13 protein-coding genes and 1 pseudogene are annotated in these 14487 nt (G+C 71.8%); 5 read left to right on the top strand and 9 right to left on the bottom strand.

Translation table 11 applies throughout. The annotated features are described in order from the left end of the window. Window positions 1-927 (top strand): sulfotransferase (locus AIIKEEIJ_RS28135; protein WP_161997035.1); only part of this gene is annotated, 927 nt, incomplete at its 5' end. On the opposite strand, the gene AIIKEEIJ_RS28140 is transcribed toward AIIKEEIJ_RS28135, so the two are convergent. Then, entirely contained in the window at window positions 912-1457 is a 546-nt protein-coding gene (locus AIIKEEIJ_RS28140; RefSeq protein WP_006940182.1) for an arsenate reductase/protein-tyrosine-phosphatase family protein, read from the bottom strand. The two genes, AIIKEEIJ_RS28135 and AIIKEEIJ_RS28140, sit on opposite strands and share 16 nt — an antisense overlap. 189 nt (window positions 1458-1646) lie before the next feature. Between AIIKEEIJ_RS28140 and AIIKEEIJ_RS28145 the strand changes: the two genes are divergently transcribed. Then, a complete protein-coding gene (locus tag AIIKEEIJ_RS28145; RefSeq protein WP_006940181.1) occupies window positions 1647-2174 on the top strand; it encodes a MarR family winged helix-turn-helix transcriptional regulator in 528 nt (175 codons plus the stop codon). Between the two features lie 54 nt (window positions 2175-2228). On the opposite strand, the gene AIIKEEIJ_RS28150 is transcribed toward AIIKEEIJ_RS28145, so the two are convergent. The 7 genes from AIIKEEIJ_RS28150 to AIIKEEIJ_RS28180 form a co-directional block, all read right to left on the bottom strand. After that, the gene (locus AIIKEEIJ_RS28150) at window positions 2229-3005 is read right to left on the bottom strand and encodes an enoyl-CoA hydratase (RefSeq protein ID WP_161997036.1); all 777 of its coding nucleotides are present in this window, start codon (window positions 3003-3005) and stop codon (window positions 2229-2231) included. Continuing rightward, entirely contained in the window at window positions 3002-3910 is a 909-nt protein-coding gene (gene mmsB / locus AIIKEEIJ_RS28155) for a 3-hydroxyisobutyrate dehydrogenase (RefSeq protein ID WP_006940179.1), read from the bottom strand. Before mmsB ends, AIIKEEIJ_RS28150 begins: the two co-directional genes overlap by 4 nt. A gap of 1 nt (window position 3911) precedes the next feature. Next, a complete protein-coding gene (locus tag AIIKEEIJ_RS28160) occupies window positions 3912-4973 on the bottom strand; it encodes a 3-hydroxyisobutyryl-CoA hydrolase (protein WP_161997037.1) in 1062 nt (353 codons plus the stop codon). Beyond that, window positions 4970-6124 carry an isobutyryl-CoA dehydrogenase gene (locus tag AIIKEEIJ_RS28165; protein WP_161997038.1) on the bottom strand — a complete coding sequence of 385 codons (1155 nt, stop codon included), beginning with the start codon at window positions 6122-6124 and terminating at the stop codon, window positions 4970-4972. The genes AIIKEEIJ_RS28160 and AIIKEEIJ_RS28165 overlap by 4 nt, the downstream gene beginning before the upstream one ends. A gap of 12 nt (window positions 6125-6136) precedes the next feature. Next, window positions 6137-7642 carry a CoA-acylating methylmalonate-semialdehyde dehydrogenase gene (locus AIIKEEIJ_RS28170; protein ID WP_006940176.1) on the bottom strand — a complete coding sequence of 502 codons (1506 nt, stop codon included), beginning with the start codon at window positions 7640-7642 and terminating at the stop codon, window positions 6137-6139. A 189-nt stretch (window positions 7643-7831) separates the two neighbouring features. After that, window positions 7832-8590, bottom strand: a complete 759-nt coding sequence (locus AIIKEEIJ_RS28175; RefSeq protein WP_161997039.1) for an SWIM zinc finger family protein — start codon at window positions 8588-8590, stop codon at window positions 7832-7834. Continuing rightward, the gene (locus tag AIIKEEIJ_RS28180; RefSeq protein ID WP_202917723.1) at window positions 8587-11391 is read right to left on the bottom strand and encodes an SNF2-related protein; all 2805 of its coding nucleotides are present in this window, start codon (window positions 11389-11391) and stop codon (window positions 8587-8589) included. Before AIIKEEIJ_RS28180 ends, AIIKEEIJ_RS28175 begins: the two co-directional genes overlap by 4 nt. A 189-nt stretch (window positions 11392-11580) precedes the next feature. Here AIIKEEIJ_RS28180 and AIIKEEIJ_RS28185 point away from each other — a divergent pair, with 189 nt between their 5' ends. The 3 genes and pseudogenes from AIIKEEIJ_RS28185 to AIIKEEIJ_RS28195 all read left to right on the top strand — a co-directional run bounded on the left by AIIKEEIJ_RS28185 (window position 11581) and on the right by AIIKEEIJ_RS28195 (window position 13619). Continuing rightward, window positions 11581-11907 (top strand): hypothetical protein, encoded by a 327-nt coding sequence (locus tag AIIKEEIJ_RS28185; protein ID WP_006940172.1) that lies wholly within the window; start codon window positions 11581-11583, stop codon window positions 11905-11907. An 81-nt stretch (window positions 11908-11988) separates the two neighbouring features. Next, window positions 11989-12654 (top strand): annotated as a pseudogene (locus AIIKEEIJ_RS28190) (HNH endonuclease family protein); the annotation flags it as partial. 140 nt (window positions 12655-12794) lie between these two features. Then, complete coding sequence (locus tag AIIKEEIJ_RS28195) at window positions 12795-13619, top strand: shikimate 5-dehydrogenase (RefSeq protein WP_161997040.1); 825 nt, start codon at window positions 12795-12797, stop codon at window positions 13617-13619. Between the two features lie 10 nt (window positions 13620-13629). On the opposite strand, the gene AIIKEEIJ_RS28200 is transcribed toward AIIKEEIJ_RS28195, so the two are convergent. Beyond that, entirely contained in the window at window positions 13630-14466 is an 837-nt protein-coding gene (locus AIIKEEIJ_RS28200) for a rhodanese-like domain-containing protein (RefSeq protein ID WP_161997041.1), read from the bottom strand. Between the last annotated feature and the right edge of the window lie 21 nt (window positions 14467-14487).

Below are 14487 nucleotides of genomic sequence, written 5' to 3' on the forward strand. Positions count from 1 at the left end.
CGCGCGCACCCCGAGCACGCCGACGTCGCGATCGAACGGCCGATCTTCGTCACCGGCCTCCCCCGCACCGGCACCACCGCGCTGCACCGCCTGCTCACCGCCGACCCCGGCCACCAGGGACTCGAGATGTGGCTGACCGAGCTGCCGCAGCCACGGCCGCCGCGCGAGACGTGGGCCGGGAACCCGGCGTTCGCGGCCATCGAGGCCGGGTTCGCGCAGCACCACGTCGAGCACCCGGAGTTCATGGGTGTGCACTACATGTCCGCCGGCGAGGTCGAGGAGTGCTGGCAGCTGCTGCGGCAGTCCTTCCGATCGGTGTCCTACGAATGCCTCGCGCACCTGCCCACCTACTCGCGCTGGCTCGCGCGGCAGGACTGGACCGGAGCGTACGCCCGGCACCGCCGGAACCTGCAGCTGATCGGGCTGCCCGACGCCGGCAAGCGCTGGGTCCTGAAGAACCCGAGCCACCTGTTCGCACTCGACGAACTGCTCACCGTCTACCCCGACGCGCTGATCGTCGTCACCCACCGCGACCCGCGCACCGTGATCCCGTCGGTGTGCAGCCTGGCCGCGCACGCCACCGACGGCTGGTCGCACACCTTCCGGGGCGCGAGCATCGGGCGCAGCCAGCTCGACCTGTGGGCGCGCGGGCTCGACACGTTCACCGCGGCACGGAGCCGGCACCACCCGGATCGGTTCGTCGACGTGGACTACCGCGACTTCGTCGCCGATCCCCTCGGCACGGTCGGCGCGATCTACGACCGGTTCGGCATCCCGCTCACCGCCGGCGCCGAACAGGCGATGGCCGCGCTGCACGCCGAGAGCCGCAGCGGGGATCGCCGGCCGGCGCACCGCTACCGGCTCGAGGACTTCGGTCTGAGCGACGCCGAGGTGGACGAGCGGTTCCCGGACTACGCCTGTCGCTGACCCGCGGCGACCGCCGCGGCGGCGAGGACGTCGAGCAGCGGGAACAGCGCGGCGGCGATGAGATCCCCGGTCTCGACGAACGCCTGCTCGGACAGGCCGATCGGGTCGGGGATGTTCGGGGTGCGGGCCGCGCCGCTGGGATCCCGGCAGGCGTCGAGCCGGGCGATCGTCTCCGCACCGGTGACGGTCGCGATGCGGTGCGCCTCGGTCAGAGTGAACGACTTCGCCGCGGCGCCGGCGGTCAGGCCGGCGACCCGGTCGCGCTGCTCCTCGCTCATGGTCAGGACCAGGTCGGCGCCCTCGACCATCGTCGCGGTCACCCGGCGGGCGCGGAAGTCGCTCGCGTCGGCGCCGAGACCGGCGATGACCGCGGCCGCGCGGGGTTCGACGGGATACCCGACGAGGGCCCGCGTGCCCGCGCTCTCGGCGGTCAGGTCGGCCCACCCCGATTCGCACGCGTAGGCCCGCGTCAGCCGCTCCGCGATCACGGACCGGCAGACGTTGCCGCTGCAGACGAACAGGATGTGCACGCGCGCACTCTAGCCGCCGCGAATCGGGCGGAGGGGACGCGATTTTCGGCGCCGTGCGATGTTCACGTGCCGTTCGCACGCGCGCCGCGTGTCGTTCACTCACGGCGGCCGGTTCGCGGGCCGCCCCGGCGGGGTCCGGAAGCCGTGTCCACGTCACGTCCAGACCGTGCGACATGGGATGATCGACATATGCCCGCACCCCTACCGCTCGATCCGATCGCCGAGGCCCACCGCCAGTGGACGGCCCACGGCTGGGGTGAGGTCGCGGACGGCATGGCCGCGGTGACCTCCGTGATGCGCGCGCAGCAGATCATGATGGCGCGGGTCGAGGAGGTTCTCAAACCGTTCGGGCTCACGTTCGCCCGGTACGAACTGCTGACCCTGCTGCACTTCACCAGGACCGGGGCGCTGCCCATGGCGAAGGCCAGCGCCCGGCTGCAGGTCCACCCCACCAGCGTCACCAATGCCGTGGACCGGCTCGAGACCGCGGGGCTCGTGCGCCGCACCCCGCACCCGAGCGACCGTCGCGCCACACTGGTCGAACTGACCGACGAGGGGCGGGCGCTGGCCGTCGAGACCACCGAGAAGCTCAACGCCGAGGTGTTCGCCCGGCCCGGCGTGCCCGACGACCAGCTCGAGACGCTGCTGCGGATCCTGGCCGGCCTGCGCCGCGACGCCGGCGACTTCGACACCGGAGGCGATCCCACCAGGTGGTGACACGGATCGGGGCCGTCCCGCAGGATGCGGAACGGCCCCGGTCGAGGACGACGATCAGACGTGCTTGAACTCCGGCGCGCGCTTCTCGACGAACGCGGCCATGCCTTCCTTCTGGTCGGCGGTGGCGAACGTCGAGTGGAACACCCGCCGCTCGAACTTCACGCCCTCGGCGAGGGTGGTCTCGAAGGACCGGTTGACCGCTTCCTTGGCCATCATCGCGACGGGCAGCGACATCGACGCCACCGTGGTCGCGGCCTCGAGCGCCACGTCGAACAGGTCCGCGGCCGGCACGATGCGCGACACCAGGCCCGCGCGCTCGGCCTCCTCGGCGTCCATGTTCCGGCCGGTCAGGCACATGTCCATCGCCTTGGCCTTGCCCACGGCGCGGGTGAGCCGCTGCGAGCCGCCGATGCCGGGGATGACGCCGAGCTTGATCTCGGGCTGGCCGAACTTGGCGGTGTCCGCGGCGATGATGAAGTCGCACAGCATGGCCAGTTCGCAGCCGCCGCCGAGGGCGTACCCGGAGACGGCGGCAATGATCGGCTTGCGGGCCGAGGAGAGCCGATCCCACTGCGAGAACAGGTCTTCCGCGTACACCTCGGAGAACGTCTTCGGCGCCATCTCCTTGATGTCCGCGCCCGCGGCGAACGCCTTCTCGGAGCCGGTGAGCAGGATGGCGCCGATACCGGCATCCGCCTCGAGCTCCTCGACGGCCGCCACCACCTCACGCATCAGTTGGCTGTTGAGGGCGTTGAGCGCCTTGGGCCGGTTCAGTGTGATGATGCCGACGCGGTCCTTGCGGTCGAGCAGGATCGTCTCGAAGTCCGTCACTGGGTTTCCTGTTCTGTCGAGCGGTTGCGGATCTCGGTGATGATGGCCGAGAAGTCCAGTCCGCCGCCACCCGACTCGTTGAAGCGGTGGTAGATCTCCGCGGCCCGCAGCCCCAGCTCGGCGTCGACGCCGTTGGCGCGCAACGCGTTCGCGGCCAGACCGAGGTCCTTGTCCATGAGCGCGGCGGCGAATCCGGGCTGGTAGTCGTTGTTGGCGGGGGTGGTGGGCACCGGCCCGGGCACGGGGCAGTTGCTGGTCAGCGCCCAGCACTGGCCGGAGGCGTTGGACGCGACGTCGAAGAGGGCCTGGTTGGTCAGTCCGAGCTTCTCGCCGAGCACGAAGGCCTCGCTGATGGCGATCATCGACACGCCGAGGATCATGTTGTTGCAGATCTTGGCGGCCTGGCCGACGCCGGACCCGCCGCAGTGCACGACCTTGCGACCCATCACCTCGAGCAGCGGCTTTGCGGCTTCGAAGTCCTCCTCCGACCCGCCGACCATGAAGGCGAGGGTGCCGGCGGCCGCACCGGCCACGCCGCCGGAGACGGGCGCGTCGATGGCGCGGTGCCCGGCCTGCACGGCCTTCTCGTGGGCGGCGCGCGCGTCGGCGACGTCGATGGTGGAGCTGTCGACGAACAGCGTGTTCGGCCGGGCGGCCGGCAGGACCTCGTCGTACAGCTTCAGCACGAGGGCGCCGTTGGGCAGCATCGTGATCACGACGTCGGCGTCGCGAACCGCGTCGGTCGCGGACTCGGAGATCGTGAGGCCGTCGGCGCGGCCCTGTTCCTGGGCCGCCGGCACCGGGTCGAAACCGGTGACCGGGTAGCCGGCCTTGACGAGGTTCGCGGCCATCGGCCCGCCCATGTGGCCGAGACCGAGGAAGGCGACGTTCGGCAGTGTGCTCATGTCAGGCGGTTTCCTTCTCGGGTGCGACGAGCCCGAGTTCGAGCTCGCCGAGTGGCTGGAAGTACGCGTCGACGTCCGCGTCGGTGACGTCGGCGAGGGTCGCCGGCGACCACGCCGGGTTGCGGTCCTTGTCGACCACCTGCGCGCGGATGCCCTCGACGAGGTCGTGCGAGCGCAACGACGCCAGGGACACCCGGTACTCCTCGTTCAGCACCTCTTCGAGGCTGCCGAGTTCGCGGGCGTGGCGCACCGATCGCAGGGTCACCTTCAGCGCGACGGGCGACTTGCCGAGGATCTGCTCGGCGGCCGCGCGGGCCTCGGGCTCCTCGGCGGCCTGCAGGCGGGCGACGATCTCCTCGACGGTCGGCGCCGAGTAGGCGGCGTCGATCCAGGAGCGCTGCGCGAGCAGCGGCGACTCCGGGGCCGGCTGGGCGAATTCGGCGAGCGCCTCGTCGACCGTGCAGGATTCAAGGGCGGCGACGAACTTGTCGAGCGCCTCGGACGGCACGAAGTGGTCGGCGAAACCGAGGGCGATGGCGTCGCCGGCCGTCATCCGGCCGGTGGTCAGGGCGAGGTGGGTGCCGAGCTCGCCCGGTGCGCGCGAGAGCAGCCAGGTGCCGCCCACGTCGGGGACGAAGCCGATGCCCACCTCGGGCATCGCGATCGTGGAGCGTTCGGTGACGACGCGGACGTTGCCGTGGGCGGCGATCCCGACGCCGCCGCCCATGACGATGCCGTCCATGAGCGCCACGTACGGCTTCGGGTAGCGGCCGATGGCGGCGTTGAGGATGTACTCGTCGCGCCAGAAGTCCTGCGAGCCGGTGCCTCCGTCGCGGGCGTCGTGGTAGATCGAGACGATGTCACCGCCGGCGCACAGGCCGCGCTCCCCCGCCCCGTCCACGACGACCGCACGGACCGAGTCGTCCCCGGCCCACTCGCCGAGCGCGGCGGCCGTCGCCTTCACCATGTCGTAGTTCAGGGCGTTGATGGCCTTGGGCCGGTTCAGGGTGATCCGGCCGATGCCGCCGGAGACCCGGACGAGGACGTCTTCCGTCTCGATCATTTTGCTCCGTTCTGCGCCGCGGCCACCACGCTGCGCGCGACGACCACCCGCATGATCTCGTTGGTTCCTTCGAGGATCTGATGCACCCGCAGATCCCGCACGATCTTCTCGAGCCCGTACTCGGCAAGATAGCCGTAGCCGCCGTGCAGTTGCAGCGCGTCGTTGGCGGCGTCGAAGCAGGCATCGGTGGCGAATCGCTTCGCCATGGCGCACAGCTCGACCACGTCGTCGGCATTCCGGTCCAGCGCGTCGGCCGCGCGCCACAGCAGGGTGCGGGAGGCCTCGATGCCGGTGCGCATGTCGGCGAGCCGGAACTGCAAGGCTTGCGAGTCGAGCAGCCGCTCGCCGAACGCCTTGCGTTCGGCGAGGTAGCCGACGGTCTTGTCGAGCGCGGCCTGAGCGCCGCCGACCGAGCACGCGGCGATGTTGAGCCGGCCTCCGTTGAGCCCGTGCATGGCGATGCGGAAACCGCTGCCCTCCTCGCCGAGCAGGTTCTCGGCGGGCACCCGGGCACCGTCGAAGATCACCTGCCGGGTGGGCTGGGCGTTCCAGCCCATCTTCTTCTCGTTGGCGCCGAAGGACAGCCCGGGGGTGTCCTTCGGGACGATGATCGCGGAGATGCCGCGCGGGCCGGGGTCGCCGGTGCGGGCCATCACCACGTACACGTCCGACGTGCCGGCGCCGGAGATGAACTGCTTGGCGCCGGTGAGGACGTACTCGTCGCCGTCGCGGACGGCCCTGGTGCTCAGGGCCGCCGCGTCGGAGCCGGCGCCGGGCTCGGTCAGGCAGTAACTCGCGAGCTGGTCCATCGAGCAGAGCCCGGGGACCCAACGGCGGCGCTGCTCGTCGTTGCCGAACCGGTCGATCATCCACGTGACCATGTTGTGGATGGAGATGTAGGCGGCGATGGACGGGCAGCCCTTGGCGAGTTCCTCGAAGATCCGGACGGAGTCGAGGCGACGCAGGCCCGACCCGCCGACGTCCTCGCGGACGTAGATGCCGCCCATCCCGAGGGCCGCGGCCTTGCGCAGGACGTCGACCGGGAAGTGCTTGGTCTGGTCCCATTCGACCGCGTTCGGGGCGAGGAACTCGGCGGCGAAGTCGCGGGCGGTGTCGCGGATCGCCCGGTCGTCGTCGGTGAGGGTGAACATCGGTATCTCGTCCTAGTCCATCGTCGGGATGACGAAGTGGTCGGCGTTCTCCTTCAGGCCGGAGAACCAGCGCTGCGTGACGGTCTTGGTCTTGGTGTAGAAGCGGATCGAGTCCGGGCCGTGCTGGTTGAGATCGCCGAAGCCGGACCGCTTCCAGCCGCCGAAGGTGTGGTACGCGATCGGCACCGGGATCGGCACGTTCACGCCGACCATGCCGACGTTGACGCGGTTGGTGAAGTCGCGGGCGGTGTCGCCGTCGCGGGTGAAGATGGCCACGCCGTTGCCGTACTCGTGCTCCGAGGGCAGCCGCAGGGCCTCCTCGTAGTCGTGCGCGCGGACGACGATCACGACGGGACCGAAGATCTCCTCGCGGTAGATCTTCATCTCCGCGGTGACGTTGTCGAACAGGGTGGCGCCGGAGAAGAAGCCGTTCTCGTGGCCCTCGAGCACGAAGTCGCGCCCGTCGACGACGAGCTCGGCGCCCTCGTCGATGCCGGACTGGATGTAGTCGTGCACCCGCTGGCGAGCCTCGGCGGTGACGAGCGGGCCGAAGTCGGCGTTCGGGTCGTCGCTGCGGCCGACCTTCAGCTCGGCGACGCGTTCCTTCAGCTTGGCGACGAGAGCCTCGGCGGCCTCCTCACCGACGGGCACCGCGACGGAGATGGCCATGCAGCGCTCACCGGCGGAGCCGTAGCCGGCGCCGACGAGGGCGTCGGCCACCTGGTCCATGTCGGCGTCGGGCATGACGATCGCGTGGTTCTTGGCGCCGCCGAAGCACTGGGCGCGCTTGCCGTGGGCGGCGGCGGTCTCGTAGATGTACTGGGCGATCGGCGTGGAGCCGACGAAGCCGACGGCCTTGACGCGCTCGTCGGTCAGCAGCACGTCGACGACGGTCTTGTCGCCGTTGACGACGTTGAACACGCCGGCGGGCAGCCCGGCCTCGATGAACAGCTCCGCCAGGCGCAGCGGCACCGACGGGTCGCGCTCGGAAGGCTTGAGCACGAACGCGTTTCCGCACGCGATGGCCGGTCCGGCCTTCCACAGCGGGATCATCGCGGGGAAGTTGAACGGGGTGATGCCGGCGACGACGCCGAGCGGCTGGCGCATCGAGTAGACGTCGATGCCGGTGCCGGCGGAGTCGGTGAACTCGCCCTTGAGCAGGTGCGGGATGCCGGTGGCGAACTCGATCACCTCGAGGCCGCGCTGGATGTCGCCCTTGGCGTCGGCGACGGTCTTGCCGTGCTCGGAGGACAGCAGCCGCGCGAGGTTGTCCATGTCGTCCTGCACGAGCTGCAGGAACTTCATCAGCACGCGGGCGCGCTTCTGCGGGTTGAACGCGGCCCATTCCTTCTGAGCCTCGACGGCGTTCGCGATGGCGGCCTCTGCCTCGGCGACGTCGGCGAGCGGAACCCGGGCCTGCACCTCGCCGGTGTTGGGGTCGAAGACGTCGGCGAACCGGTCGGAGGCACCGGGGATGTGCTTGCCCCCGACGAAGTGGGTGAGTTCTCGAACGCTCATGTCCGGATCCGTCCTAACTGGTCGAATTCTCGTGTTTCGGTGGGATGATCGGGGGCAGCGGACGACACCCCCGGCAATGTGTGCTCATCCTATAGTTGGAAGTCCATGTATGTCCATAGGCGGCTGCGCCGCCGGTGCGTCCTTTGGGTCGCTCCAGCCGCCCAAAGGACGCACCGGCCGCGGAGCGGCCTATCGCAGCCGCCGGTACATCTCTTCCAGGTCGGCGGCACCGCGGATGACCACCGACTCGTCGGTGCCGCCGGCCCGCAGGACCCGCCGCAACAGCATCGGATCGAGATCGTCCAGCGCGGGCCGGTACGGCTCGGCCGGCAGATCCGGCAACCGGATCGCGTCCCCGTAGAAGTCCTCGTCGTCGGTCTCGGCGGCGTCCACCCCGCCGATCAATGCGTTCAGGTCGACCCCGCGCAGGGTGAGCACCGCCAGCGGCTGCTCGTCGACGTGCTCGGCCAGCAGGTACCCGACCGCCGCCGCGTGTTTGCACGGCCACCCGTCGTCCGGGCACGTGCAGTCGAAGTCCAGTTCACCGGCGCGCCGCGGCAGCAGCAGCGGACCCAGTTCCTCCGGCAGCGCACCACCCGCGAGCCGGACCAGCATGCCCGGAGCCGACCGCACCCGGCCGATCAGCTCCGTGACCGCCTCCTCGTCGAGCGTGCGGATCGAGACCGTCGAGGTGAACGGGCGCAGCTGACTGCCCTGCACCTCCCCCACCGCCACGCCGGGCTCGAGCCGCATCGAGACCACCTGTCCCGACCGGGCGTAGGTCCGGCCCCGCGCCAGCCGGCCCTTGTCGGCGACCTGCTCCATCGCCGAGACCAGCTCCTTCGACCACCAGGTGCGTCCGATCGACCCGCGCTTCGTCCGCGCCTCGATGCCGCCGACGACCCGCCGGCGCTTGCCGTAACGGTCGAACCCGCCGGCCGGGCTCACTCGCCCACCGCCTCGTCGCCCAGGGACAGCAGCGAGTGCAGCTGCTCGGTGGACAGCTCGGTGATCCAGTTCTCGCCCGCTCCCACCGCAAGCTCCGCCAATTCCTGTTTCCCCGCGATCATTTCGTCGATCCGTTCCTCCAGCGTGCCGACGCACACGAGCTTGCGGACCTGCACGTCGCGGCGCTGGCCGATGCGGAACGCCCGGTCGGTGGCCTGGTTCTCCACCGCCGGATTCCACCAACGATCCAGGTGCACCACGTGATTCGCGGCCGTCAGGTTCAGGCCCGTGCCGCCGGCCTTGAGCGAGAGCAGCATCATCGGCGGGCCGCCGTCGCCCTGGAACGCGGCGACCATCGCGTCGCGCCGGCCCTTGGACACCCCGCCGTGCAGAAACGGCACCGTGGTGTCGAACCGCTCGGCGAGATACGGGGCGATCAGCTCACCGAATTCCCGGAACTGGGTGAACAGCAGCGCCTTCTCGCCGTCGGCGAGGATCGACTCGACGATGTCCTCCACCAGCCCGAGCTTGCCCGAACGGTGCCGGCCCCGCCGCAGCACCCCGGAGCCGTCGCCCAGGTAGTGCGCGGGGTGATTGCACACCTGCTTGAGCCGGGTCAGCGCGGCGAGCACCGCGCCCTTGCGGGCCATGCCCTCCTTGTCCCGGATCTGCCGCATCATCTCGTCGACCACCGCCCGGTACAGCGCCGCCTGCTCGGCGGTCAGGTTGGCCCGCACCGTCTGCTCGAACTTCTCCGGCAGGTCCGAGATCACCGACGGATCGGTCTTGACGCGGCGAAGCACGAACGGCGACGTCAACGCCCGCAGCCGCGCGGCGGCGGCCGCGTCGCGCTCCCGCTCGATCGGGACGGCGAACCGGGCCCGGAACGTCGACGGCGAACCCAGCAGGCGGGGATTGGCGAAGTCGAGGATCGATCGCAGTTCCTCGAGCCGGTTCTCCACGGGGGTGCCGGTGAGCGCGACGCGGTGCCGCGCGGGGATCGCCCGCGTCGCGCGGGACTGCGCGGTCGCGGCGTTCTTCACGTGCTGGGCCTCGTCGAGCACCACCCGGCCCCAGCGCAGCGACCTCAACGGCGCCACGTCACGCGCGACGAGCGCGTACGTCGTGATCACCAGGTCGCTGTCGGCGACCGCCGCGGCCAGCGCGGCGTCGCGCAACCGCGCCGGGCCGTGGTGGACGTGCACGCGCAGGCCCGGGACGAACCGCTGGGCCTCGCGCTGCCAGTTGCCCACCACCGACATCGGGCACACCAGCAACGTCGGGGGCACGTCGTCGCCGCCCGCCCGTTCGTGGGCGAGCAGCGCGAGCACCTGCACGGTCTTGCCGAGGCCCATGTCGTCGGCCAGCACCGCGCCCAGCCCGAGGCCGCTCATGAACGCCAGCCACTCCAGGCCGCGCTGCTGGTACGGACGCAAGGTCGCGTGCAGGCCGGGTGGGGGCGGCACCGGTTCGGGCCGGACCTGCCCGTCGAGCAGGGTCGCCACCCAGCCGGTAGCGGCGACGTCGGTGACCTCCACCGGGGGCGGCTCGTCGCCGGTGAACCGGCCGAACAACGTCGCCAGCGTCGCGTCCGTCGCGCCCTGGCCGGCGACGTAGCGGGCGGCCCGCGCGAGCGCGATCGGATCGGCCTGCACCCACTTGCCGCGCAGCTTGACCAGGTCGCTGTTGGCCGCGATCAGCCGTTCCATCTCGGCGGGGGTGAGCAGCATGTCGCCCACGGCAAGCTGCCACTCGAACGAGACGAGCGCGTTCATGCCGACGGTGTCGTCCTCGGCGGCGACGGGTGCGACCGGCGAGGACACCTGCAGCCGCAGCGACGGCTCGAGCCGCGCCCACGCGCGCGGCAGCAGCAACGCGACGCCGGCCTCACCCAGCGCACGGCCACCGTGCTCCACGAGGTCGGTCACGACCCCCGTCGGCAGCAGCAGGTCCAGGCTGTCCGGGTCGCGCGGCACGTCCTGCAGCCGCGGATACGCCTTCAGGGCGGCGCCGAGCTTGCGGATCCCGATCTGCAGCAGCTGCGCGTCGGAGCCGTCCACCGGCACCGGCACCGGCGCCTGCCCCTCCGACCGCAGGCACACCTCGAGCCGCCACAGCGTGTCGGCGCCGATGCCGTCCTCCTCGTCGTCCGGTTCGACGAGCCGCAGCACCAGGTCGGGCTCGTTTCCGGCGAGCGAGGCCCGCCATTCGTCCAGCGCCTCGGCCATGCGCGGGGAGCCGCTGTGGTGCGGCTGCCCCTCGGCCAGGGCGGCGATCAGCGGATGCAGCGAGGTACCCACGTTGCCGATCAACGCCCGGGTGATCGGATCGGTGAGCTCGGTGGCGAGGTCGTCGAGGAGCGCCGCGGGCCGGCCGGCCTGCCGCTGCACCGGCGGCATCGCGGCGGACAGCTCGGCCGTCCAGGCCCGGATCCGGTCGCCGCCGAGCAGGCGCCACCGGGCCCACCACTGCCCGTCGGCGCGGTGCAGTTCCGGGGCCACCCGCCCGGCCTGCGCCCAGCGCTCGATGCCGCGGGCGACGTGGGCGAGGTAGCGCAGGTCCCCGGCCACCCCCTCGGCGTGCCGCGGCAGCGCCAGCAGCAGCTCCGCGGCGTCGGGCGGCGCGACCGCCACCGCGGGGATCCGCCGCGGAGCGTCGTCGCCGGGCAGACGCAGCTCGACGCGGTGCCGGAACGGCCGGTCGATCCATCGTCGCAGTACAGCGGGTGTGTCGTCGGGCGGGTCGTCGCCGTCGCGCCACAGCATCAGGCCCGCTCCCGGTGACCACAGCCCGTGCAGCATGCCCACCATGGTGCCAGCCGCGACCGACACCGTCGTGACGGGCTGGGGCGCACGCCCGCCGTCGTGGCGGGTGGGCCCGCGCGGGACGGTCGTGCCGAGCGTGCGCCGAGCGCCGGTGACGATCGGCCCTGGATCGGGCTCGCTCCCCGGAGGACACTGGGCTGCAGGTGCACCCACCAGGAGACTGCGATGTCGATCATGATCCAGGTCCTCGAACAGGCCTACAGCGCCCACACCCCTTGGGAGCAGGTCAAGTACGCGTTCGTCGACTCCGAGCACATCACCACGATGCGGCTCGACGGCCAGTGCGGCGTGTGGCTCGACGGGACGAAACACGGTGAGTCCCACCGGCTCGCCGCCACCGCCACCGCGGAGCAGGCGGTGTTCTTCCTGCTGACCGTGTTCGACCGGATCGCCGAGTGCAGGCAGCACGGGGGGTCGTGGATCGTCGGGCACGACGGCCGCACCATCGAGTCCATCCACGCGACGCGGTTTCCGCTGACGACCGACGGCTGAGCGGGCACCGGCGCCGCCGCTGTCGGTGCGGTCGGTGAGAATGTCCGCGTGCGAGGGGGCGCAGCGTTCTGGGGGCTGGTGGTGGCGGTCGCGATCGCCGTGTCGTGGGGTTGGGACCGGATCGAGTCGAACGCACCACCGGCACCGGGCAGCCCCGGCCGCGGCGAGCTCGAACAGTTGCTGGCGCGGGCGGCGGTGGTGCCGCACCGGCCGCAGGTGCCGGGGTACGAGCGGGGGTGCGGACCGGGCGAGGGGTGCGTGTTCGGGGAGGCGTGGTCCGACGACCATCCGGGACCAGGCGGCCGCGACGGGTGCGACACCCGCAACAACGTGCTCGCCCGCGATCTGCGCGACGTGGCGTTCCGGCCCGGCACCGGCGACTGTGTCGTCCTGTCGGGCACGCTGACCGACCCGTACACCGGGACGCGGCTCGAATTCCGTCGCGCCGAGGGCCGGGCCGTCCAGATCGACCACATCTACCCCCTGGCGGCGGCGTGGGACCTCGGGGCGGCGGCCTGGCCGGCCGAACGGCGCCGGCAGTTCGCCAACGACGTCGCCTACAACCTGATCGCGGTGGACGGCCCGGCGAACGAGGACAAGCGCGATCACACCCCGGCCGAGTGGCTGCCGCCGGCGGCGGCGTATCGCTGCTGGTTCGCGGGCAAGTACCTGTCGGTGGCGGTGCGCTACGGGCTGCCGATCACGGTGGCCGACCGGCGGGCGCTGGCGTCGACGATCTCCGCGTGCCGAGCCCGTCGTCGCGGCGATCGCCCGCTCGTCGGTCGGACCCATCCACGAATTGCCCGCGCGGACGCCCGGTGGTCGCGCGGCTGCCGCCCTCCGGCGCCGTGCCCCGCATCCGGGCGCAGGGAACTAGCGTGGCACTCATGGTTTCGCGCATCACCAAGGACACCCGCCTGTGCATCTCGCTGTCGGGCCGCCCGAGCAACATCGGCACCCGCTTCCACAACTACCTCTACGACGAACTCGGCCTGGACTTCGTGTACAAGGCGTTCACGACGACCGACCTGCCGGCGGCGGTGGCCGGGATCCGCGGCCTCGGCATCCGCGGGTGCGGGGTGTCGATGCCGTTCAAGGAAGCGGTCATTCCCCTGATCGACGAGCTGCACGACTCGGCGCGGGCCATCGAGTCGGTGAACACCGTCGTCAACGAGAACGGGGTGCTGCACGCCTACAACACCGACTACCAGGCGGTGGTGGATCTGCTGCGCGAGCACGAGGTCGACCCCGCGTTGCCGGCCGCCGTCGCCGGCAGCGGCGGGATGGCAAAGGCGGTTGTGGCGGCCCTGCGCGACAGCGGGTTCGCGAACGTGTCGGTGATCGCCCGCAACGAGAAGACCGGTCGCCCGCTCGCGCAGCAGTACGGGTTCGACTGGCGGCCCGAGCTCGGCGAGCTCGCTCCGGGCCTGCTCGTCAACGCCACGCCGATCGGGATGGCGGGCGGGCCGGAATCCGGGCAGCTGCCGTTCCCCGAAGCCGCGGTGGGCGCGGCGACGACGGTGTTCGACGTGGTGGCGATGCCCCCGCAGACGCCGCTGATCCGCGCGGCCCGGGAGCGGGGACTGCCCGTGATCACCGGCGCCGAGGTCATCGCCCTGCAGGCGGCGCAGCAGTTCGCGCTGTACACCGGCGTGACCCCGACGCCCGAGCAGGTGCGCCGCGCGTCGGAGTTCTCCCGATCCGCGGCCTGAGCCCCGGCATTCACGCTCCGGTGGCGATCTCCCGGGCCGGGTCCCGGCACCACTGCGACCACGAGCCCGGGAACAGGGCTGCGTCGATCCCGGCGAGGGCGAGCGCCGCAATCTGATGGGTCGCGGTCACCCCGGATCCGCAGTAGACGGCGACGGGACCGTCCCCGCACACGGTCGCGAAGCGGTCGGCGAGTTCCTCGGCGGTCCGGAACGTGCCGTCCTCGCGGAGGTTGTCCGTGGCGGGGGCGCTGACCGCGCCGGGGATGTGGCCGGCGCGCGGATCGACGGGCTCCTCGTCGCCCCGGTACCGCGCCGCGGCCCGCGCATCGAGCAGGGTTCCCCGCGAAGGGAACTCGGCCGCCTCGTCGATGCCGACGGTGGACATCCGGCCGCCGCGCAGGGTCACCGATCCCGGCTTCACGGCCTCCCCCGGCCCGGCCGCGAGGCCATGTCCCTCCGCCGTCCACAGCGACAGCCCGCCGTTGAGCAGGCGCACGTCCCGAAGGCCCGCCCAGCGCAGCAGCCACCAGGCCCGGGCGGCGGCGAGGCCCCCGGTGTCGTCGTAGACGGCGACGGTGTCGCCGTCGTCGATCCCCCACCGTCGCGCGTGGTCCTGCAGCCGCACCACGTCCGGCAGGGGGTGACGGCCTCGCTCGGGCGAGCCCGGATCGGCGAGCTCGGTCTCGAGGTCGACGTACACCGCTCCGGGGATGTGACCCTCGTGGTAGCGGTCCTCGCCGTTCGGGTCGTCGAGCGACCAGCGCACGTCCAGCAGAACCGGCGGCCTGCCCACCTCGACGAGATCGGCCAGTTCGCTCACGGTCATCAGCACGGGATTCGCAACCATGGCTCCGATCCTGGCACGCCC

The sequence above is a fragment of the Rhodococcus sp. YH1 genome (assembly GCF_009939605.1).
GTDB classification, from domain to species: domain Bacteria; phylum Actinomycetota; class Actinomycetes; order Mycobacteriales; family Mycobacteriaceae; genus Rhodococcus; species Rhodococcus aetherivorans.

Bases quoted from the DNA above. Each gene is read 5' to 3' on its own strand.
- AIIKEEIJ_RS28145 (WP_006940181.1), top strand. From the start codon at position 1,647: ATGCCCGCACCCCTACCGCTCGATCCGATCGCCGAGGCCCACCGCCAG.
- mmsB (WP_006940179.1), bottom strand. From the start codon at position 3,910: ATGAGCACACTGCCGAACGTCGCCTTCCTCGGTCTCGGCCACATGGGC.
- AIIKEEIJ_RS28160 (WP_161997037.1), bottom strand. From the start codon at position 4,973: ATGATCGAGACGGAAGACGTCCTCGTCCGGGTCTCCGGCGGCATCGGC.
- AIIKEEIJ_RS28165 (WP_161997038.1), bottom strand. From the start codon at position 6,124: ATGTTCACCCTCACCGACGACGACCGGGCGATCCGCGACACCGCCCGC.
- AIIKEEIJ_RS28170 (WP_006940176.1), bottom strand. From the start codon at position 7,642: ATGAGCGTTCGAGAACTCACCCACTTCGTCGGGGGCAAGCACATCCCC.
- AIIKEEIJ_RS28180 (WP_202917723.1), bottom strand. From the start codon at position 11,391: ATGCTGCACGGGCTGTGGTCACCGGGAGCGGGCCTGATGCTGTGGCGC.
- AIIKEEIJ_RS28185 (WP_006940172.1), top strand. From the start codon at position 11,581: ATGTCGATCATGATCCAGGTCCTCGAACAGGCCTACAGCGCCCACACC.
- AIIKEEIJ_RS28195 (WP_161997040.1), top strand. From the start codon at position 12,795: ATGGTTTCGCGCATCACCAAGGACACCCGCCTGTGCATCTCGCTGTCG.
- AIIKEEIJ_RS28200 (WP_161997041.1), bottom strand. From the start codon at position 14,466: ATGGTTGCGAATCCCGTGCTGATGACCGTGAGCGAACTGGCCGATCTC.